Here is a 22,195-nt window from a genome sequence, read left to right on the forward strand (position 1 = left end):
GGCAGTCCAGCCCGACAGGTCAGTTCAGTTGATCATGCCTGCGATGCGGCGGCGCACATGGTGCAGATGGCCCTTGGGCCGCCCGGACGTGTCGATGCCACGTTTGGCCAGGAAGGCACGAACCATTTTGTCGCCCTCGCTGAAAATCAGGACCGTCAGTCCAATCCCCAGGCAGATGAGCCACTGGCTCGCGCTCAGCGGGGCCATACCCAGAACGCCTGCAACCGGAGCCAGATACATGGCCCCCGCATGAATGCCCAAGGCCACGAACGAGGCCACCAGGAGGAAGGTGTTGTCCAAGGGGTTGAGCTGGACGATCAGCCTGTTCTCAGACCTGGCCGACATGGCGACGAAGAAGTTGAAGAGAACCAGCAGAGTCAGGGCCATGGTCCGGGCGTGGGCCAGATCCATCCCCGCGTTGATGTTGAGGCGGAATAGAACCAGGATGCAGGTGGCCATCCAGAGCCCGCAGACGGCAAGTCTCGCCCAAAGCACCCGCGAGAGCAGACCCTCTCCAGACGAACGCGGGGGCGACTCCAGCTCATCGCCGTTGCCCGGTTCGAATCCCAAGGCGATGTCCTGGACACCGTTGGTCACGAAGTTGATCCAGAGCATCTGCAGGGGCAGGAAGAGCAGGGGCTCCTCGGCAATGACATTGACCCCTACGGCGATCATGGCGGCTGCAGCCGTGGACAGTAGGAAGTAGGCGGACCCGCGGATGGCCTTGAAGATGACCCTCCCCTGGCGCACGGCCTGGGTGATGGTGACGAAGTTGTCGTCGGTCAGGACCACATCGCTGGCCTCCCGGGCCACGTCAGTGCCGGAACGGCCCATGGCGATGCCCACCGAAGCCGCCTTCAGAGCTGGGGCATCATTGACGCCGTCGCCGGTCACAGCCACCACATGGCCCTCGTCCTGCAGGGCCTCCACAATGCGCAGCTTGTCCTGGGGGGAGACGCGGGCAGCGATGGAGGTCTCACGCAGACGGGCCCGGAGGACCTCGTCGCTCATCTCCAGCATTTCACTGCCGGTCAGCGCCTGGTCGGTGTGCTCCAGACCCAGGCGGCGGCCTATGGCAGCTGCGGTCACCGGGTGATCGCCGGTGATCATGACCACGCGGATGCCGGCCCCGGCGCATTCGGCAATGGCCTCGCGCACGCCGGGTCGAGGCGGGTCGAGCATACCCTCCAGCCCAAGGAAGGTCAGGTCGTCAGGTCGACGGCGGGAAGCAGGATCCTGGTCAGAGAAAAGGACCCTGCTGGCCACGCCTATGACACGCAGCCCCTGGGAACCCATGGCTTCGTAGGACTTGTGGACGGCCTGGGTATCCAGGGGGACGACTTGGCCATCCGGGTCCAGCATGGTTCGGCTCATGGCCATGACCGCGTCCGGGGCTCCCTTGACATATTGGGTCAAGGTGCCGTCTGGACTGCGGCGGATGGTCATGGAGTGGAGCAGCTCCGGCTCGTAGGGGGTCTCCATGACGATAGGAGCGTCCAAATCTTCGGTGGTCACAGCCCCGGTCTGATCAGCCAGGCGGGCCATGGCCATATCGACCGCGTCGCCGCTGTATTCGATGCCGCCTTGTTCATTCGGCTGCCGGTGGGCCTCATTGGTCAGAGCCCCGGCCCGAGCAAGGGCGGCCAGACCGCGCATACGATCGTCGTCGGATACAGCCTCTGCGCCCAGGTCCATGCCCTCGACGGGGACTGGCTTGCCGCCGCCCAGAGTGAACTGTTCCACGGTCATGCGGTTCTGGGTCAGCGTGCCGGTCTTGTCCGAGCCGATGACGGTGATGGAACCCAGGGTTTCAACGGCCGGCAGAGAGCGGACGATGGCATGGTATTCGGCCATCCTTGAGACTCCCAAGGCCATGGCCACGGTCAGCACGATGGGCAGGGCCTCGGGCATGGAGGCGACCACCAAGGAGACTGCAGACAGGAAGGCCCCCGTAGCGTCGCCATTGAGGATGGCTCCGCCGATGAAGACGAAGACGGCCACCAAGATGACGGCGATGGCGATGCCCACCTCGGTGCCGTGGATGATCCGCTGCAGGGGCGTGCGGCCCTTGGCCACATGGACCAGATCGTTGATTTCGCCCAGCTCGGTATCGGAACCGGTGGCCACCACCAGCCCTCGTCCACGACCGCTAGTGACCATAGTGCCTGAGAAGGCCATGCAGCGCCTGTCGCCCAGGGCTGCATCACGGTCCACGGGGTCCGTATTCTTCTTGGCATCCTCGCTCTCGCCCGTCAGCATGGCCTCGTCGATGCGCAGGTGGAGGGCCTCGATCAGCCTCAGGTCGGCGGGAATGCGGTCGCCACTCTCCAAGAGGACCAGGTCGCCTGGCACCAGCTGGTCGGCGTCAATCTGCTCCATCCGGCCCTGACGCACCACTCGTGTGTTGGGGGTAGATAAAGTGGTCAGGGCCTCCACGGCCTTATCGGCCTTGGACTCCTGCACATAGCCGATGATGGCATTGAGAAAAAGGACCAGGAAAATGGCCGCAGCGTCCACATAGTGCTGCAGAAAAATGGTGATGATGCCGCAGACCATCAGGACGGCGATCAGGGGGCCGGCAAACTGCTCCAGGAAGAGCTTCCATCGGGGTTTGGCCTGGGCCTCGGCCAGACTGTTGGGCCCGAAGAGCTCCAGTCGGCGGGCGCTCTCTTGCGTATCCAAACCCTGGTCCCCGGTGTGCAGGGTCTCCAGCACAGCCGAGGTCTCCAGGCTATGCCAGTCGGTGTCGTCGAAACGCATGTCAGCCCCTGCTGCCGCTGTGTTCTGATTCTTAATATCTGTAGATGTGATGGATGATGTCATCGGTCAACCTGGCCTTTCCAAACCGGATCGGTCATTTGTCCCCGCATGCGACCCTCTGCAGTCTTTCTTGCAATCTTCCTTTTGGACCGGGGTATGTCCAAAAGCATCGGGGAAACAATAGCGTGCGCGCAAGTCCCCGGGGTCAAGAGATGGGGCTCCATGGTAGCCGCCGCAAGCGGTGCACCTCTGGGAGGTTCGGAGCCTTCCCGGTCTTCATGAGTATACCGATTAAGCCGGTTTTCATGCGCTTACGAGGAGTGCCCGGACCGGATTTTCACAAATGTTCGCCTATCGCGAGCGCAGTCTGTCCACCGTTTTGGCTTGAGGTGTCAACTTAGTACACATTGTTCATTAATACTGTTCCTGGATATCACGATTCCGTATAATGGACGGTGCGACGTCGATCCTCATGCGACCTTGTACTCGGAGATTCCTTCATTGGCCGAACGAACCCTGCAGTCGGGTCTGCGGCAGCCCGTCCGGGATTGCGTGGCGGAAAGGAAGCCCGTGGAAACATTCATCCTCATTCTGTGCATACTTGCTGCCGTCCTCGTCTCTTCCTTCATCTCCAGATTCATTCCCCGAATCTCCACCCCCCTGGTCCAGATCGTCCTGGGCGCAGTAATGGCCCTGTTGCCCATTTTCCCGCGGATGCGGCTGGATCCCCAGCTGTTCATGGTCCTTTTCATCGCGCCCCTGCTCTACTACGAGGCCCACACCATCAACAAGGTGGAGCTGCTCAAGGGGCTGCGATCATCCCTTTCCCTGGCCATTGGCCTGGCTGCTTTGACCATGCTCATGGTGGGCGTCATCCTGCATGCCGCCTGGCCCATGTTCCCCTTGGCTGCAGCCATGGCCCTGGGCGCCGCCCTGGGACCCACTGATGCCGTGGCCGTCTCCTCCCTGGGCGAGAGCGCCGACCTGACACCGGACGAACATTCAATCCTGGCCGGCGAATCGCTCTTCAACGACGCCACCGGCGTCATCGGCTTCCAGTTTGCCATCCTGGCCACCGTGACCGGCTCATTCTCCCTGCCCCATGCCCTGGGCGAGTTCTTCGTTGAGTTCGTGGGTGGCATCGGTTTCGGCCTGATCATGGGCTTTGTGGTCAACTGGCTCTTTGAGTCCGCTCGTCGCCTGGGTTGGGAAACCACCACCACCAGGATTCTGCTGGAGCTCTTCCTGCCCTTCCTGATTTACCTGCTCGGGCAGAACATCCTGCATGTGTCCGGAATCCTGGCCGTGGTCTCCACCGGACTGCTTATCCGCTTCGACCACACCGGAGTAGGACCCAATACCTCCAAGGCCAACATCGTCTCGTCCAGCGTCTGGAAGGTACTCTCCTTCAGCCTCAACGGTGCGGTCTTCGTCCTTCTGGGCATGCTGCTGCCGGCAGCCATGGGCACCAGCTGGCGAGACCGGCGGGTCAGCAACTGGATGCTGGTAGCCACCATCACTCTGGTCTGCCTGACCGTGATCGTGCTGCGCTTCCTCTGGACGGCCAGCGTTTTGATCTTCACCAAGGACCATGAAACCGGCAGCAGGCCACGGATCACATCCAAACTCCTGAGGTCGGCGGCCGTCATGACCTTCGGTGGCCCCAAGGGAACCATCACCCTCTCCCTGGCGCTGACCATCCCCTATATGACCGACGACGGGTCGGCTTTCCCCATGCGCAGCGAGCTGATCTTCGTGGCCGCCGGGGTCATCATCGTCACCCTGGTGCTGGCCAACTTCGCCCTGCCCCTGCTGGCTCCTTCACAGAGCAGCGAGGTACCGGCCCAGCAGGTCGAGAAATCCATCAAGGTACTCAGGGGCACGGTCCGGGAACTCTCCAGCAGGATTACAGACGAGAACCGGCTGGCCGTCCAGCAGGTAATCAAGCAGTACAATCACCGCATCGCCAAGCTCAAGTCAGAGATCGGCCAGTACTCCCCCAAGGACTTCCAGGACCTGCAGGTGCAGACCATGGAGTGGGAACAGGATTATATGGAGGAGCGGCTGAGCCGAATCGAAGAAGCCCAGGATCAGCTGGAGGAGCGGCTCAGAAGCGAAGACGCAGGCATAGAACAGACACCTGCATCAACGCAGTCTGCCACCGGGAACCAGACCGAGGCCGAACCCAGCACCGAGGCCGAGACCGTAGCCGACAGGGATGCCGATGCCCAGTTGATCGACCGGCGCAGTGAACGGGGAGACGACCAGGAGGAACTGCTGAATCTGCGCAGCCAGGAACAGGCCGCCCGCAGGATCCTGTCCACCATATCCGGGTCCCTCTTCCACTTGGACAGGGGCGGGGAGCTGCGCTGGAGGGCCTACACGGCTCGCAGACGACTCAGAGGGCTGTTGCACAGCCAGTTCCACCGCCTGAAGCACCTGACCCAGCCAATCGACAAGGACCAGGTCTTCGTTGCCGGGCGCCACCTGCAGGCAGAGATGAACCACTTCCTGATTGAAAAGCTCTACTCCGAGCTGGGCAAGGGCCGCTTCAAGACCGAGGATCTGCTGAACACCATCATCAACCACCAAATGATCGAATCCTCGGCGGAGGGAAAGACCGAATACGCGGGCATACCTGCCATCAGGGATCAGCTGGAGGAGACCAAGCGCGAGGGCTACGCCATCGAACTGAGCCAAATCCAGGACATGGTCGAATCCGGGGAAATCTCCCGCACGACAGCCCGGAAGATGCGCCGCAATGTCTACGTCATGCAGGTTGACGCTGACTCGGCCCTGTGAGCCGATCTACATAAGGCCCGAGGTCACGTCAATCTCGCCCAGCCACTGGCGAAGGTCGTTCATCTCGCGCATGTCGACGGCATGTTCCAGGTGGTCATATTCGTTGGTGTGCAGCCATACGTGCTCGTCCAGCCAGGCGGCCAGGGCGCGGAATTCGTACTTGGGCACCGTGGTGTCATCCGAACCGAAGCCCAGAAAGACCGGCTTGTTCAAGCCAGCCAGGCGCTCATCCGCAGGAGCAGTACCGGGCACCAGGCCTGGAGCCAGGAACCCGGACAGGCATATGGAGGCCCGGTAGCGCTCAGGATTGACCCGAAGCAGGTGAACAGCCAGCATGGCTCCCTGGGAGAAGCCCATGGCCACTACAGGTCGGTCCTCGGGGATGTTGGCTGAAACCCAGGCATCCACAGCCCGAGCTGCTGCATAGCCATCCCTATCCAGATCCTCCTGCTCGGGACGCATATCGTGGAACCAGGTGTAGCCCGGGCCGAACATGCCGCGCTCGCTGCCAGGCACCACCATGGGTGCCCGCAAGGAGGCGTAGTCGTTGTAAGGAGCCACGTAGCGCATCAGGTCAGCCATGTCCTCCTCATTGGAGCCCCAACCGTGCATGAGTACAAAAATGGGCCGCGAGGGGTTGGCTGTGCCCTGCTTGCGGGACCAAAGGACCTGCTCGACCTTGAGCTCCTGCCCAAAACGTCCGGGCACCACCGTGGAGGGCCGACCCACCAATCCGTCGTTATCCTTTTGTGCTTGATCCATATCTGCCACGATAGTCGACCGGCCCGGTCATTCAATGCTGACTTATGAGTGGCTCGGCCTGGCCACCCCACTGGCTCTGCAGTCCGGTCACCTGGGCCTTGCTGCCCACCACCATCCAACGCTTGCCGGTCAGCAGCCATAGATCCTGGGGCTGCAACCCGCCTCCATAGCGGGAGATCAGATCAGGCACGCGAGCGCGGATAGGCCCTTTGGCCAAGGAGGCCGCTGAATCGTTGTCGAAGACCACGTAGGCCATGGTCGTATCCGTGCAATATCGGGCTTGGGAGATGCCCACATACCCGTCCAAGCCGATGTCATGCCAACCTGAAGCGCACTGGCCAGCAGCCTTGTCGATACCGCCGGTCATGGCCTGGGGCGAGCTGATGGGCGCTTCGTCACGCGCAGGAGCCTTGATGATGCCCTTGGGGGAAGAGTTGGCAATAAGCAGGCCTGCCACTGTCAAGAGCATTCCGCAAACCAAAAGAATGATGCCCGCCGAGCCTACCGATGGCCGATTCGGGACTGGTCCGGAATGACGGGCTATGACGACCAGGATTATGGTCAACAAGGCAAAGGCGACGGAGACACCCACCCAGGCCGAAATGCCCACCTGACCTATGACTCCCAGTCTGGAGGGGGCTATGGCATGGGCCAGCAAGGCCGCGCCCGCCAGGGCTGAGACCAGTCCCGTAACCGCGGCAAACCGACTCCAGATGTTGGCATGGGCTATCTGAATAGGACGCTCGTCCATACCGGGGTGGGGAGGGTAGGAGGCTGGCAGACCCTCGTCATACCCGCTGTCCGCCAGCCGCTGATCCAGCTGGTTGAATCCATCGGCCATCGACTTCGCCACCTTTCACGGTTGGTTTCAGTCTATGGGGACGGACACATACAGACCAGCGACGGCGGCCAATGCTTCACCATCCCAACATCCTGCCGGGCTGATAAATGGACCTAGTCAGAAGCGCATAGTTACTTATCGCCGCAACGTTCGGCACCAGCACAGGCCCGATGACGGCGAAAAGTCCCAGAGCTCAGTTGGCGTTCAGCCCTTGATGTCTCGAGGATCCTTCTTGCCTATAGTGCGCTTGTCGCGGATTTTGTTGCCACCCTTGTTATGGATGTTGACCTCACCGCCGCCGGACCGGTCTGCAAAGACCTTGGCCTGCTTGGTGGCCTCCGCCTTGGTAGCGAAAGTGCGAGAGACGCGTGAGGCACCGGCCCGCTTGACTGTCCAGAGATCGCGATCCCCGTCGTATTGCACGTGATAATCAGCCATGATGGCCGTCCTTTCCATACTTCCCTGTACCCCCTCATCTTCCACTGCCCGGCCTGAGGCACCGTGCTTCGACACTCCAGAATTTTCAGGAATATTGTTCATCAACGGTGGAGCTAGAAAAGGGGGTTCCCCATTGTTGTCAGGCTTGCAACTTTTAGGCCGAATGCGGCAGATTCGATTATGGACAAGAAAATAAAATGACCAGAGCAATTCCTATGAGGTGATTCAAGTGGGACGAAACCATGGATGCGTAGCAACCCATTTGGATACAAGGTCTGGGGTGGGTGCATATTCAGGCAGTGTGAACGTCACTGCATAGTCTGGCTTAGATACTGTTTCTCTCGATAGATGTCAGCGATATTCCCCAGTGAGAAAACGCCGTTGCTGACGCTTGTCCACCGACTATAAGTCAATCGGTTTCATCTAACGTCTAACTATATGGATTCGCAAGGAACGCAGCATATGCTTGAGTACGGGTATTTACATCATCCTTGGCAGGAAGCCGATCAGCACCAGACGCACTCAAGAGCTTATCTTTGCCAAAGTTGAAAACTTCCCAAACCCAAACGTCAATACCAATGGTGAATTTCTAGAAAGGAGAGCGGGCGACGGGAATCGGACCCGCCTCTGAAGCTTGGGAAGCTTCCATTCTACCAATGAACTACGCCCGCAAATCCGGCTACCGGGGTCAGGCCCCGGCCAACCGCATGCGAGTCACCATGGTAGCAGGTCTCGGCGATGTGCGCGAATCACCAACTCCGAGCACGGTTGCGAGCAAGGTCTTCAATCCACTTTCAGACAGTGCCGTCAGGCTCAATCAGGTCGGCCACCACTGTGGAGCAGGCCCCGAGCAAGGCGGCATCCTCCCCCAAGGCCGAGCGGTCAACCACAAGAGGTCGCCGAAAATCAGTGGCCAGGGCATCATTCATAGTCTTCTCCATGGCGCTCAGGAAGATGCGGTTGACCACCCTGGAGTCCCCTAGAACAGTCACGCGAGGAATGTCCATAAGGCCGGCGGGCATGGTCAGGACGCGGCCCAGCAGTTCACCAGCCCGCCGCAGAATGCTTGCCAGATTGTCAGGATCCCGATCCATCGCAGCAGTCAGCCTGGGAACGCTAATCAAGGATTCCAGGCAGCCGCGCTTGCCGCAGCGACACTGAGGACCAGTTGGGTCCACCACTACATGACCGATCTCACCGGCTGCACGGTTGCAACCGGTCACCAGCTCGCCAGAGACCAGCAAGCCTGCCCCGACTCCGTTGCCTAGGTGGACCAGCAGCAGGTCGGATTGACCTGAGCCGAACTGCCGCTCGGCCAGGACCTCGTTGTTGGCATCGTTGTTGACCGTCACCTCCAGGCCTGTCTTCTCGTGCAGATAGCCGCGCAGGTCGGTCTGAACCCAGCCCAGGTTGGTGGCATCGTCCACCACGCCTTCAGCACTGACGATTCCGGGACTAGATACGCCGATGCCCATGATGGGATGGGCCGCCCGTTGCATCAGCGAATCGGACAACTCCCCCACCAAGTCCAGAGGGACCTTGCCGTCAGTGGTCAGAGGGATCTCTTCACGCGCCACCACCTGTCCGGTCAGGTTGAGCACCGCTCCCCTAAAGACATAAGGAGTGGAAAGGTCCAGGGCCAGGATGCTTCGCCCGTCGGGATTGATGCGCAATAGCCGTCCACGCTTGCCCGGCCCGGTGGATTTGCTATAACCAACTTCCATGAGCAAATGCTCACCCAGCAGCTCGGCCACGATGTCTGATATGGCGACCCTGGTCAGCCCGGAGGCTCGGGCCAGGTCAGCCCTGGTCATACTGACATCAGGATAGAGCAGCCTAAGCAGGATGGCTCGGTTGTGTTGCCGCACCGACTCAGGCAACGCCTTGGACAGGTTGCCGGTATTGATGGTCATGATTCACCTGACGATAAATAATGCGGGGACGGGGACCCGCCGTGGGGATTGGGCCTTGAACCCCGTGACCGCGCCCATCCATACTTGCATCTTATATTGTAAACGCCCTTTTCCGGGCAAGCTCAGACCTCGTCATTGCGACACCAGAGCGGTTCATTTTTCAAGACTGCGCACTAGCATCATAGACAAGACAACGGGGCAGTCAACAAAAAGTTCAGTTTCCTAACAATTACGTGTTAGGCTATGAACAGATACCAGAAACAGCTGCATCCCCTCGCTGAGCAAAGGAGCGATTGCCATGACCACGACACCGAACCATTCGGGAGCCTCACCGTCCGCCATAAATCCCCGATATCTGCTGGGCAACGAAGCCAACCGCATCTTCATGGCCTCGCAGACCTATGGCTTCCTGGACTTCGGGCGGGGGTTCCCCACCGAGCAGGGCGGCGCCGGCTGGCTCAATGACGACGGCAGCATCGACCCCGAGCAGGGAATCCAGACATGGATCACCTGCAGGATGACCCATGTCTACGCCATCGGCAGCCTCCTGGGCTACCCGGGAGCATCGGAGCTGGCCCATCGCGGTGTTCAGGCCCTTCAAGGCAACCTGCACGACGACGAACACGGCGGCTGGTACCCCTCGGTCTCCTGGCAGGGCCAGCCCGAGAGCGGCAAGACTTGCTATACCCATGCCTTCGTAGTCCTGGCTGCCTCTTCGGCCATGCTGGCGGGCGATCCTGACGGACAGGACCTGTTGGATCAGGCGCTGGAGATCTTCAACCGTTACTTCTGGGATGACGACAAGGGCCTGGCCGTCGACACCTGGGACAGCGGCTTCACCCGTCTGGACCCCTACCGGGGGCTCAACGCCAACATGCACAGCACCGAGGCCTTCCTGGCCGTGGCCGATGCCACCGGCAAGGAGGATTATCGCGAGCGCGCCGGCCGCATCATCGACCAAGTCATCAGCTGGGCAGAGAACAACCAGTGGCGCATCCCAGAGCATTTCAACAGCGACTGGCAGGCCGACCTGGACTACAACCAGGACAACAAGGCCGACCAGTTCAAGCCTTACGGGGCCACGCCGGGCCACGGAATCGAATGGGCCAGGCTAATCACCCAGTACGCCCTGAGCAAGTTCGATCGGGAGGCCGACCGCAGCCGCTACATCGAGGCAGCCGAGCACCTGTTCGCCAGGGCTGTTGAGGATGGCTGGGCCGCCGACGGGGCCGAGGGCCTGGTCTACACCACGGACTGGCAGGGCCGCCCGGTGGTTCACGACCGCATGCACTGGACCCTGGCCGAAGCCCTGAACACTTCGTCCACCCTCTACGCAGCCACAGGCAAGACCACCTACGCTGACTGGTACTCCACCTTCTGCAGCTATGTAGACCATTACCTGATTGACCACCAAGGCGGGTCCTGGTGGCATCAGCTGGATGCCGACAACCACGTAATCGGCACGGTCTGGCCCGGCAAGTCCGACCTCTACCATGCCTTCCAGTCCACCCTGATCCCCTACAACGACCCGGCGGTCTCCATTGCTACGGCCATCAAGAAGGCTTGCGGACAGGGGCAGGCGGAGCAGGATCAGGCCCGCTGAAATCCATGGCAGCATCGACCCCGCATCCCGAGGCGGATACAGATAGCGTCCAGGCCGGTCCGATCAGCCTAGGAATTGACATTGGTGGCACCAAAATCGAGGGCGTGGCCATAGACGGCGACAAGCGCCTGCTGGCTTGCCACCGAATACCCACGCGCAAGGGTAACCAAGCGGTTCATGACGACACCGTGACACTTATCCGCCACCTACTGGATCCGGTTGGCCCGAATCGGGGTCCGGTCACCGTAGGCTTGGGGATCCCGGGGCGCGTGGATGCAAACCATGGAATAGTGGACGACGCAGTCAATCTGGGAATCCGCCACATGGCTCTGGGCCCTGCCGTTGCCAAGACGACCGGTCTGCCCGTTCGCGTCGAGAACGATGTCAACATCGCTGCTCTGGGAGCCGCCTCGCAGGCTGACAACACCCTGATAGCCCCTGAAACCACACCCCACTCCGAAGCTGCCCGGGACCAGGTCCGACGACCCGCATCAGAGCCTGGGCGTGACGGACCCAGGGCCCTGCCCGACCAAGACGACCACGTAGTGGCTTTCATCAACCTAGGCACTGGTCTGGCAGCGGGCATCATCCGTGAGGGTCGAATCGAACACGGAGCTAGCGGGGCAATCGGCGAAATTGGCCATATATCAGTGGATGCCCATCAGTTCCCCTGTAAGTGCGGCCAGTGTGGCTGTCTGGAGACCGTGGCCTCAGGTGCGGCAGTGGAAGCCCTTTGGCCGGGAATCGCCCACCCCCTGCCCGACCTGATTGCCCAGGCAAGCAAGGGGAACCAGCACGCCAAGGAAGTCCAGGACATCATCGGCCATGGCATTGCCCTGGCTGTCCAGATAGTGGCCCTGGCTATAGACCCCGCAGTCATCATCTTGGGCGGCGGCATGAGTAAAACCGGCCAGCCCCTGCTGAATCTGGTCACCGAGCATCTGAATAAGAGCGCGGCCTGCAGCCACTTCATCGCCTCGCTGAGGCTACCCGACCGGTTGCGCCTGGCCCCAGCCGACCTGCCCATCGCAGCCATCGGTGCCGCCTTGGCAGGACGCATGGCCGTCGACAGCCGCCCATCTGAGCTTATTGGAAAGGAAATCGCATCATGACCGAAATCATCATCGTCAAGTCCCAGGAGGAAGCAGGGAAAATCTACGCCCGCTGCACAGCCGACCTGATCCGGCGCAAGCCTGACTGCGTGCTGGGTCTGGCCACGGGGTCCAGCCCCCTGGCGGCATACCAGGCGCTGGCCGACCTGGTCCACAAGGAAGGTATCGATGTCTCCCAGGTGCGCGGATTCGCCCTGGACGAGTACGCTGGCCTGGATCCGGCCCACCCCCAGTCCTACCGGTCCACCATCAACCGGACCGTGGTCGAGCCTCTGGGCCTGGACCCTGCCAAGGTACGGGTGCCAAATGGAAACCTGGACACCATCAAGGACGCTGGCCGTGTGTACGACCAGGCAATCAAGGATGCCGGCGGCGTCGACCTGCAGATTCTGGGCATCGGCACAGACGGGCATATCGGCTTCAATGAGCCCGGATCCTCCCTGGCTTCAGGCACCCGCATCAAGACTCTGACCGAGCAGACCCGCATCGACAATGCCCGCTTCTTCGACAATGACATGGACCAGGTGCCCACTCACTGCATCACCCAGGGCATCGGGACCATCCTCAAGGCACGCCAGCTGGTTCTCCTGGCCTTTGGTGCCGGTAAGGCAGAAGCCGTTGCCGAGAGCGTAGAAGGCGGCATATCGTCCTTCTGCCCGGCCTCCGCCCTCCAGATGCACCCCCATGCCACCGTGATTGTGGACGAGGCCGCCGCATCCCGCCTGCGCAACCGTGACTACTACAAGTGGGCATATGCCAACAAGCCTGACTGGCAGTCCATCTAGAAGGCAAACCAAACATGTCCAAGGAAGCATACGAGTCGGCGGGGCTCGCGGTTGAATCATCCCTCCACGGACCGGCCCATCCCCTTGTCCTGACCGGCGCAAGGCTGATAGACGCTCGAGGAATCAGGGAAGACAGCTGGATTTTGGCCCTGGATGGCAGGATTGAGCAGGTCGGGCAAGGCAGAGAGAGCCTGGAATCCGCCCTGAGGGCCGCTGGACTGCCCAGCCTGCCGCCCTCCTTCCAGCCTGGATCAGATACCCATGACGTGAGTGCGGGCGGTGCTGAGTTCATCAATGCAGCCGGATTCATCCTCACTCCCGGGTTTATCGACATCCACTCCCACGGTGGCTGGGTTCACTCCTTCGATGACGGGGACGAGGCCATTCGCACTGCCAGGGCCTGCCATATGGTCCATGGAACCACCAGACAGGTGCTCAGCCTGATCACCAACCCGGTCGACACGATGTGCACCAACCTGCGTTCGGTCAGGCGAGTCATGGACTCCAGACCCGATGTGCTGGGCGCCCACTTGGAAGGGCCCTTCATCGCACTCTCCCGTAAGGGCGCGCACGATCCTAAGTGTCTGCGCAATCCTGAACCAGCGGTGCTTGACAGTCTCCTGGAGGCTGCTGACGGTTGCATACGCCAGGTGACCCTGGCCCCCGAGCGTGACCATGGCTACGAGGCCATTTCCCGCCTGGCCAAGTCCGGTGTGGTGCCTGCGGTCGGCCATTGTGATGCCGACTACGATCAGACCCGTCGTGCCTTCGATGCCGGCGCCCGCATACTCACTCATGTTTTCAACGCCATGAACGGCATCCACCACCGTCAGCCGGGTCCCATTCCGGCCGCCGTGGAGGACCGCCGGGTCACGGCCGAGCTGATCAACGACGGTTTCCATGTGCAGGACCCCTGCGTCGACCTGGCCTTCAGGCTCTTCCCCCATCGGATAGCCCTGGTCACCGATGCCATGGAGGCTACCGGCTGCGAGGACGGCACCTACAAGCTGGGTTCCCTGGATGTAACAGTGAAGGGCGGCCACGCCCGTCTGACCTCCAACGGGGCCATCGCCGGCTCAACCCTGACCCTGGATGTGGCAGTCGGCAGAGCTGTCCAGGCCATCGGCCTGCCAGCCCCCCAGGCCGTGGAAGCCGCCACGCTGACACCTGCCCGAGCCTTGGGACTGGACCGCTCCAACCCGATCACCGACGCTCCGCTGGGCATGCTGGCACCCGGCTATGCTGCCGACCTTCTCCTCTTGAGCCCGGCTGACTGGTCCGTCAAAACCGTGGTCTGTAACGGGCGCAGAATTCAACTCTGAATCGACCTCAGCGGCTCCTCCTGCTCCGACCCGGACAGAAGGAGCCGCTCTATATCCTCTTGATCCATATGGGGATAGGAACCGCAAATCCTCCCATCCCGCATATGCAGAATTCTGTCGGCCCTGGAAGCCACCCTGGCATCATGGGTGACCAGAAGGCTGGCCTTGAGTCCCGCACTCATGGCTGCTTGGATGGCATCAAGGGTGTCCTCACGGGCTCTGGGATCCAGATTGCCGGTGGGCTCATCCGCGAAGAGAACCTGCGCATCCATGATCATGGCCCGAGCGATGGCCACCCGCTGCTGCTGACCTCCTGACAGCTCGCCCACCTTTCGCCCCATTACACCGGTCGGCAGGTCCACACAGGCCAGAGCCCGACGTACAGCACCATCATCGGTGGCTGAACCATTCAAGGACCTCGGCAGGATGATATTCTCGGCGACCGTCAAAGAATCGACCAGCATGTAATCCTGGAAAATGAAGGCGAATTCGGTCCTGCGAAGCCTTGCCCGGCGAAAATCCGACTGCCGAGCAATATCCCGATGCCCATACCAGACCTGGCCTCGCAAGGGGGTCAGGATGCCGGCAAGCAGCTTGAGCACAGTGGACTTCCCGCATCCCGAGGGTCCAATCAGGGCCGTAATACAGCCATCTTGCAGTTCTATATTGACTGGCCCGATTTGAGGTGCCGACCCATTCCTGTCATACGACTTTCCCAGCAGACGATGCCTGCGTCGTCCATTTTCCGAGTAGTCGTAGCAAACAGACATGGCCCGCAAGACCGTACCGCCACCGTCTGGGCCCGCACCCTGGGCAGTTACCTGAGATTTTCTTGCATCCCATCCATCATGTCCTGTTTCCACACATCCCTCCTTCTCGCGTCCGACCTTCTTACACGCAATTTTTAAAACATTCGCTCACAACCGCCGAATGCAAGACTCCGTCTCGTTTCATGGCGCTCTCACTTATTTCCACGCCACCACGGGCTGCTTTGCTCATCCCTGACAGGCCAGACGACAGGCCAGACGAACATAGGAAACCATGTGGGCGACCAGGGCCACCAGCCCCATCGTCAGGACCACCGCCAGAAGCAGGCCCAGCTGCCCAGCGGGACAGTAAAAGGAGATGCCTCCATAGAGTTCGACTGACTGCGGGTGAGAGCAGAGGTTGACGACCAGGAGCGAACCGGCACAGGCCAGCAGGAAGGCCGGCAAGACTTCACTCAGGTACCTTAACGTCCCACTGCATCCGTACCGCCAGGCTCCCAAATCAAGAAGGACGGCCACGGCCCTGGTCCTATGCCTCTCCTCAACCATGGTGAAGATCAGCGACAGGACGCCCACGGCACATATGACCAAGACCGGGTAGACGATGACGGCCATTTCCTTCATCCCCTCCCCTCCGGTCTGTGCATAGATCTTGCCAGTCGGCAGATTCGCCACCCATGCTTCAGCCGTCTGGTCAACGACCCCTGTCGGCACCTCCCGGCCACCCGCCTGTGACGAAACCAGAGCCAGGGGAGTGTACCCGCCCCAACGTTCATATCCGGTCTCCCATGCATTTCGGGAGGTAGAAGTAGATAGATGCGAGGGGATGAAGTACTGACCCATTCCACCCGGCAGGTCAGCTATAGCCGCAATCCGACTCCGTCGAGCTGGTCCGTTCCCATCATCAATACAGACCGGCGCGCCGAGGGACAGACCCGCACCCACCTCCGGACTGGAAGCCACCACCCCATCGAGCCCGTCCAATCCTGTACTATCCCGCGCAGGATGCAGGACTGCGGACGGAAAAATCCGACTCAGATCGCCATCTATTTGAAGGCGTGAGGCACCACGATAGTAGGAGGCGGCCCGGCGTATTTGCCGGTCGCATCCCCCACCGTCCTTTGCCATAGGCACTACGGTGGCAGGAGCCAGAATAAGAGGATCAGCATCGCGCAACCGAACATAGGCGGCCCAATGATCCAGGGCCCCTCGGTCACTGCCGACCGGGCTGATCACAGACCCTCCTGCCAGAGCCCTGGTCAGAGAGGCGCGCGCATTGGCATCGCTATATCCCAAGAAGCCGAAAAGCCCGCAGGCGACTGCAGTGGCGACGACCACCATCGTGAAGAGTGAGGCCGTCCTAGTGGTCTCCTGAATGCGCAAAGCCAAGGTGACCACGGGACCTTTGGGGTAACCCGCCATGATGACGCCCGCTGCCCGGTTCAATAGGGGTCTGCCCACTCTTATCAAGGCCCATGCCAAGAGAGGAATCAAAAAGATGCCCATACCACCGGCGGCCGCTCCAGTCCCCTTTAGGTAGATCATCAAGCAAGTCGCAAGGACCACCAGGAGCATGACCGCAGTAGACAGGGCGCGGTGCCGTCTCCCGGAAGAGCGGGGCATGGACTGCAAATCGGGCCGAGCTCGGATGACCCTCACTGCAGCCAATATGGCGCCCAGACATTGGCACAGGACGGAAAGCAGGACCGTCATAAGAATGGAGGAGAGGTTTGGCAGGATGCCATGCTCCGGCAAAAGCATGTCCAGCCGTGCCATGGCTGGCCTTGCCAGAGGCGTCATCAGTTCGCCCAGAGCCACGCCAATGAGGCCTGAGAAGGCAGCCATGAGACCTTGGACGGCCAGTATCGAGCCCAGGAGCCGACAGGGGGAGGCGCCCAGCAGACGGATGCGCATGAGCCTGTCCCATTGAGCAGTGAAGGCATGGTCGCTGATGGTCTTGGAAACAGAAGCTGAAGATGCCAGAAAGATGGCTACCATGACTACCGGAGTGGTCGAATCGGCTCCCTCTCCTCCCCGGACCATGGCCTCAAGAACCAGGAGGATCAAGGCCATGGGACAGGCTCCAGCCAGGATGTTCAGGATTTGCAGGCCGCGGTTTCCCCTCCACAAGGAATTCACCAGGCGGGTGTACCCGACCCTAATACTCCGCCCCTCAGCCCTTTCCGTTCCGGGTTCTTTCCTTTCACCGCCTATTGCTGCCCATTGCATAGGGCCAAGCTATATCGACAGGCATTGGAAATGCTACCGACAGATGTCACCATCAGGAGGACAAGTGTCACTGCGCCCGCTGCCTTGCAGAGGTGACCTGCCAGAATTCGCGGTCAGTGGGAGGGAAAGCATCACCCTGGTACCGTGGGAAGACTCCGCTGTCTCTGCCGGTCCTACCTGCAAGGAGCCGCCCAAGTCCTTTACCCTCTGCTCAAGGGAGGACAGGCCGAAGCCCGGCACAAACCGACCAGACCCTTTGCCAGGACCCACCCCGTCGTCCGTCACACACAGGCGAAGGGTTCGCGGTGCCAGATCAATGACAATCGAGGCGGAGGAGGCATGGGCGTGACGGACCACGTTGGTTAAAGTCTCCTGCAAGGCCCGGTAGATAAGGACCTTATTCTGCGATGACAGGCCCTCCAGGCTCCCATTCACCGTAGCGGTCACATGCAGACCTGTGGATTCAAAGGAGTCTGCCAGACCGACAATTGACTCCTTGGTCAGCTCCCCGCCAAAGGCAGCCGGGTTCAAAGCCCTGGCCTGCTGACGTACCTGAACCAGTGCCTTCTTATCGATGTCTTCGGCCTTGATCACATGGGTGAGGGCCCGGTCGATGGATGAACCCTTGTGCAGGGTCCTTTGCGCCGCCTCAAGCTCCATGTGCATGGCCGATAGGTACTGACCAATCGAATCATGCATCTGCGAGGCCATCTCTGCCCGCTCCTTAGCTAGGGCCAGGCTCTCTATTGTGAGCGACTGCCTGGCGAGCTGCCGGTTCTTTTCAATGAGCAGACGGCTGGCCCGTGCGTAAAAGAGGAAAGCCACCGCGAAGAAGACGATCAGAGCCAGGTTCAGGACCGTATCGCCCCAGGAGTCCCGTCGCCATTCTCCCCTCCATGCCATATGCAGAATGTAGACCCCTATTTCCCCTCCTACTGCGACCCAGGTCCAGATCTCCGGAAAGGCGAAGAGAACATCCACGGTCACGATGGTGGTGAGAAACATCTGCGGCGGATTGTCGAAGAGAGTGGCTGCCAGACAAACCGCGATGAGAAGGCCCCCACAAATGAGGGCAGGAATACGTCGCCGAATCAGCCTATAACCCAGCCAGGCCGACACCATGACCGTCTGGAAGAGGAAGAAGTTGAGAGGATTGCCATATTTTGACCACAGGAAGGAGCAGCAGAACGAAGCGACCTCCACCAGGCCCACGTATGGGAGGGACCCCGATTTCCGCTCCTGAGACGGCTCAGGTTCTGACGGGCTCATGACCGCCTTGAGGTCATGGCCAACTCGGTGCGATTGCGCACGCCGGTTTTGTCGAAAATGCTACTGACGCGGTTTCTGACCGTGCCCAGGGACAGGCAGAGATGATCGGCAATCTCCCTGTTGGTTAAACCAGCCACAATCATGTCGATGATCTGACGGTCAGTCCGATCGAAGTCGTCGGCTACGTCGACTCCTCCCGCCGCTTTGACAGGCTGCGACGGTTCGCCTTCCCTGCTGATGAGGTTCATCAGCCTACCCGACTCTGCAGTCCCGAGGACGCGTTCACCCCTATAGACCCTATGCACGGTGCCGATGATCTCCTCTGCATCGGCATCTTTGAGCAGGTGCCCATATGCTCCAGCCTTGATACTTCCCACAAGGTTCTCATCCTCGTCGAATGCCGTCAGTGCGATGCATCGGGCTTTCAGTCCTCTCTTACGCAAGATGTCGATGAGGCGAATCCCGTCAATGTCAGGCATACGGCAGTCAACCAGGGCCACATCGACATCGCTCAGGCGAGGGTGCTCCAGAAGCTCCCGGGCACAGGCTGCATCCGCGACAATGTTGATATCGTCCTCATCAGCCAGTATCGAGACCAGTCCTGCTCTGACCAGCTCCTGATCGTCGACGATGGCCAGATTGATGGTCTCCGTCATCCCAGGTATCATCTCCTATCAACAGGGACGCAAAGCTGCTTGGCCTCTCAGTACCCCACCTGGGCTCCATGCCCGGAATTCACCTGGGTCTGCCCCATCTCCTGACTCATCTGCATCAGGCGGGCGATGCGCTCATCGGTGGGCGGATGGGTGGAGAAGAGCCTGCTGAATCCTTTGACCGAGAAGGGGTTCTCGATCATCATGGCGGCGGCGCTCTGGGTGCCGGCGGTCTGCGGCATAGGCGCAGCCTGAGACCCGTAGGATATTTTGTTCAGAGCCGATGCCAAAGCCGCCGGGTCCCCAGTCAGCCGGCTGCCGTCCTCGTCGGCGTCATACTCACGGGTGCGCGAAATGGCCATCTGGATCAGGGAGGCACCCAGAGGGGCCAGAATCGAGCTAATTAGCACGCCCAGGAGGCCGAAGACACCGGAATCATTATCCCTGTCCCGGCTGTCACCGCCGAAATACATGAGGGAGTATCCCAGGTAAGTGATGACCGTGGCCATGGCCGAAGCCACGGCAGAGGTCAGGATGTCATGGTTGTAGACGTGCATGAGCTCGTGGCCCAGCACCCCGCGAATCTCCCGCTCGTTGAGGATGCGCAGAATCCCCTGGGTGCAGCAGACGGCAGCATGGCGCTCGTTGCGGCCTGTAGCGAAAGCGTTGGGAGAGTCGGTCGGAGCGATGTAAATACGGGGCATGGGCTTGCCAGCCCTCCCCGACAGTTCCCGGACGATCCGGTAGAGGTCGGGAGCTTCCTGCTCGCTGACCGGCCGGGCATGCATGGAGGCGATCGCCACCTTGTCCGAGAACCAGTAGGATCCGAAAGTGGTGGCCAGGCCTATGAGGATATAGATGCCCAGCGTCCCCTGGCGACCGCCGGTCAGCCACCAGATGAGCATAATAACGGCCCACATAAGGGCGAACAAAAGCGTCGTTTTCAGGCCGTTGAAATGTCCGTGAACCTTCAGCTTGCCATTCATGGGTTCCATGGTAGACAATGCCGCTGAATTTTTGCTGAACGACCGCTGAAAAGATGAAGCTGCCAATGCCACCCTCTTTATTCAGAACAATACGATTGGATCTACGTTCTTCTTGTCACGAGGCTTAGGAACATATTGGGCCTTCTTCAACCTCCCGTTGGTATCGAAGAATCGGCGAAGATTGATGGTCTTCACCCCAAACTGGTCTGCGATGTTAGGGATCTTGGGCTCTTTCTTCATGTGCTGCCCCTGTTGCAGCGGAACTCGGGCCTCATCCGTCACAATGACCGCCCCTTCGACCTTGGCCACGGCAATCAGCCAGGGATCCGCCTTGCCCTCTGACTCCCAGTATTGGCGCGAGCCTTCCGTATACTGCCCGCAGGTGACCAGATAATCCTGGATTTTCGCATATACCTGCGCATACCTGTCGTCCTTGTGGCTTATTTGGCGGCCTTTGAACACTGCACGCACCCAAAGATCCAACATATCGGGATCGGCAGCCTGCTCGTTGACCAGCTCGTCGTAGACGACATCCACCATGGCAATCGACCTGTCCTCAGCCAGTTTTTCCATCCATCGCCAGAAGGGGTGGAACTCCTTGTAGTCGAAAGGATGGTTGAGCCGGTAGGAGGCGATGAAGATGTTGGAATCAGGCAGGTAGAGAGTAGCGGTCATATCAGCTTCTTTTCACGAATCAAACCCTGATAAGACTGCGGAGAACGCACCCCCACCAGATCGAAGCCTTCAGTCGGGGCCAATCTGCCCCCGTCCATGGCGGCATTGACCAGGCGGACGAAACCGGTATCGACCCTGGAGGCGTTGGTCCTGTTGCCATTGCCATGGGGTTCCCGATCCTGATGGCGAGTTGCCTTGTCCTGAAGATGCCGATCCATTCGTGTCTGCAGTTCCTCAAGCGTATCTTCGCCAGTCAAGCCGAACTGATGGGCTTGTATGCCCATAGCCAAGGCACTCAGGTGGAAGTCATCAGCTATGGACTCGGCGGCATCGGCCGGCTTTTGCCCCTCTTCCAGCTGCTCTCGCCACACCTGTCGGAAGCGCTCATCGTCGATCACGGCCTTTACCACTGCCCGGTTTATAGCGCGCTCCATGGCCTTGCGATTCCCTTGGCCGCCAATGCCGTCGAAGAGCTCCTGAGTGCCCAGCAGTACATGGCCCACCTCGTGAATCAAGGTGAAGATCATGCCGTCAAAGGAATCGTTTCTGTTGATGAACACCAGCGGAGCCATGTCGTCGATCAGCACGAATCCCCGGAATTCCTGAAGATCCAGCTTTCGAGAACTCATGGAGCCCACCTGGGAATTGAGCATAATCATAATGCCCGCATTAGATGCCCGTTCCTTGATCTGACGGAAGCGGTCGCTGGAATTGCCGCCCTCCCAGGCAGAGCGCCCATTCAGTCCTAGGGTGGAGCGAAGCGCATCGGCCAGGGCATCGCCCTGCTCTGCATCCCCTACCGACCCGACCAGCGGGTTGGCGTCCAAACCGGATTCAAGCAATTCATCCCTGGCCCATTCCTGCCTGAATCGCATCTGGTCGATGGTGTCCTGCAGGTTTTTGCTCGGCTGCACAGACGTATTGCCTACGGTACGGTACCGGACCAGGGGCTCAAGGCGACGCTGGGGCACAACCGACCTGACCAAGGCGCCAAAAGGCACATGCAGGGCCCTGCTGAGCTGCTCAACCTTGTTGAAGGATACGGACACGGGTTCCTTGGATTCCAGCCAATCCGGCAACTGGCCAAGCCCCCGGCGCCGGGACAGGGCCATCGGATCGGCATCACTCTCCTCAACGGCCCACTGCAGGGTTGCCGGATAGAGAGTCAGATTAGCCATGCCACGCTCCTTCGATTCCGTGAGGGGCTCTAACGACAATGATAGCTGGGCCGGATCTATCCGCCTACTGTGAGCACCCAGTAATGCTAGTGCAGATCAA

General features: G+C 60.4%; 17 protein-coding genes and 1 tRNA gene. 5 read left to right on the plus strand and 13 right to left on the minus strand.

Features of this window, described 5'->3' with window-relative positions; translation table 11 throughout:
- Nucleotides 1-24: 24 nt before the first annotated feature.
- Nucleotides 25-2,823 (minus strand): HAD-IC family P-type ATPase, encoded by a 2,799-nt coding sequence (locus tag CI603_RS06525; protein WP_121913506.1) that lies wholly within the window; start codon nucleotides 2,821-2,823, stop codon nucleotides 25-27.
- Nucleotides 2,824-3,330: 507 nt separating this feature from the next.
- Between CI603_RS06525 and CI603_RS06530 the strand changes: the two genes are divergently transcribed.
- Entirely contained in the window at nucleotides 3,331-5,562 is a 2,232-nt protein-coding gene (locus tag CI603_RS06530; RefSeq protein WP_121913507.1) for a sodium:proton antiporter, read from the plus strand.
- Nucleotides 5,563-5,568: 6 nt separating this feature from the next.
- Here the strand turns inward: CI603_RS06530 and CI603_RS06535 are convergent, their stop codons facing one another.
- The 5 genes from CI603_RS06535 to CI603_RS06555 form a co-directional block, all read right to left on the minus strand.
- Complete coding sequence (locus CI603_RS06535; RefSeq protein WP_183122272.1) at nucleotides 5,569-6,324, minus strand: alpha/beta hydrolase; 756 nt, start codon at nucleotides 6,322-6,324, stop codon at nucleotides 5,569-5,571.
- Between the two features lie 31 nt (nucleotides 6,325-6,355).
- Entirely contained in the window at nucleotides 6,356-7,165 is an 810-nt protein-coding gene (locus CI603_RS06540) for a hypothetical protein (protein WP_121913508.1), read from the minus strand.
- 204 nt (nucleotides 7,166-7,369) lie between these two features.
- Nucleotides 7,370-7,603 carry a DUF2188 domain-containing protein gene (locus CI603_RS06545; RefSeq protein ID WP_045934889.1) on the minus strand — a complete coding sequence of 78 codons (234 nt, stop codon included), beginning with the start codon at nucleotides 7,601-7,603 and terminating at the stop codon, nucleotides 7,370-7,372.
- 600 nt (nucleotides 7,604-8,203) lie between these two features.
- Nucleotides 8,204-8,274, minus strand: a tRNA-Gly gene (locus tag CI603_RS06550).
- A gap of 123 nt (nucleotides 8,275-8,397) precedes the next feature.
- Complete coding sequence (locus tag CI603_RS06555; RefSeq protein ID WP_046322207.1) at nucleotides 8,398-9,516, minus strand: ROK family protein; 1,119 nt, start codon at nucleotides 9,514-9,516, stop codon at nucleotides 8,398-8,400.
- A gap of 298 nt (nucleotides 9,517-9,814) precedes the next feature.
- Here CI603_RS06555 and CI603_RS06560 point away from each other — a divergent pair, with 298 nt between their 5' ends.
- The 4 genes from CI603_RS06560 to nagA are packed head-to-tail and all read left to right on the plus strand — an operon-like array spanning nucleotide 9,815 to nucleotide 14,338.
- Nucleotides 9,815-11,119 carry an AGE family epimerase/isomerase gene (locus CI603_RS06560; RefSeq protein WP_121913509.1) on the plus strand — a complete coding sequence of 435 codons (1,305 nt, stop codon included), beginning with the start codon at nucleotides 9,815-9,817 and terminating at the stop codon, nucleotides 11,117-11,119.
- Nucleotides 11,120-11,124: 5 nt separating this feature from the next.
- Nucleotides 11,125-12,231 (plus strand): ROK family protein, encoded by a 1,107-nt coding sequence (locus CI603_RS06565; RefSeq protein ID WP_121913510.1) that lies wholly within the window; start codon nucleotides 11,125-11,127, stop codon nucleotides 12,229-12,231.
- On the plus strand, nucleotides 12,228-13,016 hold the full coding sequence (nagB, locus tag CI603_RS06570) for a glucosamine-6-phosphate deaminase (RefSeq protein WP_121913511.1): 789 nt from the start codon (nucleotides 12,228-12,230) through the stop codon (nucleotides 13,014-13,016). The genes CI603_RS06565 and nagB overlap by 4 nt, the downstream gene beginning before the upstream one ends.
- Before the next feature lie 14 nt (nucleotides 13,017-13,030).
- Nucleotides 13,031-14,338: an N-acetylglucosamine-6-phosphate deacetylase gene (gene nagA, locus CI603_RS06575; RefSeq protein ID WP_121913512.1), complete on the plus strand. Its 1,308-nt coding sequence runs from the start codon at nucleotides 13,031-13,033 to the stop codon at nucleotides 14,336-14,338.
- Here the strand turns inward: nagA and CI603_RS06580 are convergent.
- The 7 genes from CI603_RS06580 to CI603_RS06610 all read right to left on the minus strand — a co-directional run bounded on the left by CI603_RS06580 (nucleotide 14,329) and on the right by CI603_RS06610 (nucleotide 22,095).
- Nucleotides 14,329-15,201 (minus strand): ABC transporter ATP-binding protein, encoded by an 873-nt coding sequence (locus CI603_RS06580; protein ID WP_121913513.1) that lies wholly within the window; start codon nucleotides 15,199-15,201, stop codon nucleotides 14,329-14,331. The genes nagA and CI603_RS06580 overlap by 10 nt on opposite strands.
- 132 nt (nucleotides 15,202-15,333) lie before the next feature.
- Nucleotides 15,334-17,178: a hypothetical protein gene (locus CI603_RS06585; protein ID WP_147438293.1), complete on the minus strand. Its 1,845-nt coding sequence runs from the start codon at nucleotides 17,176-17,178 to the stop codon at nucleotides 15,334-15,336.
- Nucleotides 17,179-17,367: 189 nt separating this feature from the next.
- The gene (locus tag CI603_RS06590; protein ID WP_121913515.1) at nucleotides 17,368-18,603 is read right to left on the minus strand and encodes a sensor histidine kinase; all 1,236 of its coding nucleotides are present in this window, start codon (nucleotides 18,601-18,603) and stop codon (nucleotides 17,368-17,370) included.
- On the minus strand, nucleotides 18,600-19,259 hold the full coding sequence (locus CI603_RS06595; protein WP_183122273.1) for a response regulator transcription factor: 660 nt from the start codon (nucleotides 19,257-19,259) through the stop codon (nucleotides 18,600-18,602). The genes CI603_RS06590 and CI603_RS06595 overlap by 4 nt, the downstream gene beginning before the upstream one ends.
- Nucleotides 19,260-19,306: 47 nt before the next feature.
- Nucleotides 19,307-20,242: a zinc metalloprotease HtpX gene (htpX, locus tag CI603_RS06600; RefSeq protein WP_121913517.1), complete on the minus strand. Its 936-nt coding sequence runs from the start codon at nucleotides 20,240-20,242 to the stop codon at nucleotides 19,307-19,309.
- Between the two features lie 81 nt (nucleotides 20,243-20,323).
- Entirely contained in the window at nucleotides 20,324-20,917 is a 594-nt protein-coding gene (locus CI603_RS06605) for a DUF4411 family protein (protein WP_121913518.1), read from the minus strand.
- Nucleotides 20,914-22,095, minus strand: coding sequence for an ImmA/IrrE family metallo-endopeptidase (locus tag CI603_RS06610; RefSeq protein WP_121913519.1), 1,182 nt, complete (start codon nucleotides 22,093-22,095; stop codon nucleotides 20,914-20,916). The genes CI603_RS06605 and CI603_RS06610 overlap by 4 nt, the downstream gene beginning before the upstream one ends.
- Between the last annotated feature and the right edge of the window lie 100 nt (nucleotides 22,096-22,195).

Source organism: Bifidobacterium sp. wkB338 (assembly GCF_003688325.1).
Lineage (GTDB): Bacteria > Actinomycetota > Actinomycetes > Actinomycetales > Bifidobacteriaceae > Bombiscardovia > Bombiscardovia polysaccharolytica.

Bases quoted from the DNA above. Each gene is read 5' to 3' on its own strand.
- CI603_RS06525 (WP_121913506.1), bottom strand. From the start codon at position 2,823: ATGACATCATCCATCACATCTACAGATATTAAGAATCAGAACACAGCG.
- CI603_RS06535 (WP_183122272.1), bottom strand. From the start codon at position 6,324: ATGGATCAAGCACAAAAGGATAACGACGGATTGGTGGGTCGGCCCTCC.
- CI603_RS06540 (WP_121913508.1), bottom strand. From the start codon at position 7,165: ATGGCCGATGGATTCAACCAGCTGGATCAGCGGCTGGCGGACAGCGGG.
- CI603_RS06545 (WP_045934889.1), bottom strand. From the start codon at position 7,603: ATGGCTGATTATCACGTGCAATACGACGGGGATCGCGATCTCTGGACA.
- CI603_RS06555 (WP_046322207.1), bottom strand. From the start codon at position 9,516: ATGACCATCAATACCGGCAACCTGTCCAAGGCGTTGCCTGAGTCGGTG.
- CI603_RS06560 (WP_121913509.1), top strand. From the start codon at position 9,815: ATGACCACGACACCGAACCATTCGGGAGCCTCACCGTCCGCCATAAAT.
- CI603_RS06565 (WP_121913510.1), top strand. From the start codon at position 11,125: ATGGCAGCATCGACCCCGCATCCCGAGGCGGATACAGATAGCGTCCAG.
- nagB (WP_121913511.1), top strand. From the start codon at position 12,228: ATGACCGAAATCATCATCGTCAAGTCCCAGGAGGAAGCAGGGAAAATC.
- nagA (WP_121913512.1), top strand. From the start codon at position 13,031: ATGTCCAAGGAAGCATACGAGTCGGCGGGGCTCGCGGTTGAATCATCC.
- CI603_RS06585 (WP_147438293.1), bottom strand. From the start codon at position 17,178: ATGGCCTTGATCCTCCTGGTTCTTGAGGCCATGGTCCGGGGAGGAGAG.
- CI603_RS06590 (WP_121913515.1), bottom strand. From the start codon at position 18,603: ATGAGCCCGTCAGAACCTGAGCCGTCTCAGGAGCGGAAATCGGGGTCC.
- CI603_RS06595 (WP_183122273.1), bottom strand. From the start codon at position 19,259: ATGACGGAGACCATCAATCTGGCCATCGTCGACGATCAGGAGCTGGTC.
- htpX (WP_121913517.1), bottom strand. From the start codon at position 20,242: ATGAATGGCAAGCTGAAGGTTCACGGACATTTCAACGGCCTGAAAACG.
- CI603_RS06605 (WP_121913518.1), bottom strand. From the start codon at position 20,917: ATGACCGCTACTCTCTACCTGCCTGATTCCAACATCTTCATCGCCTCC.
- CI603_RS06610 (WP_121913519.1), bottom strand. From the start codon at position 22,095: ATGGCTAATCTGACTCTCTATCCGGCAACCCTGCAGTGGGCCGTTGAG.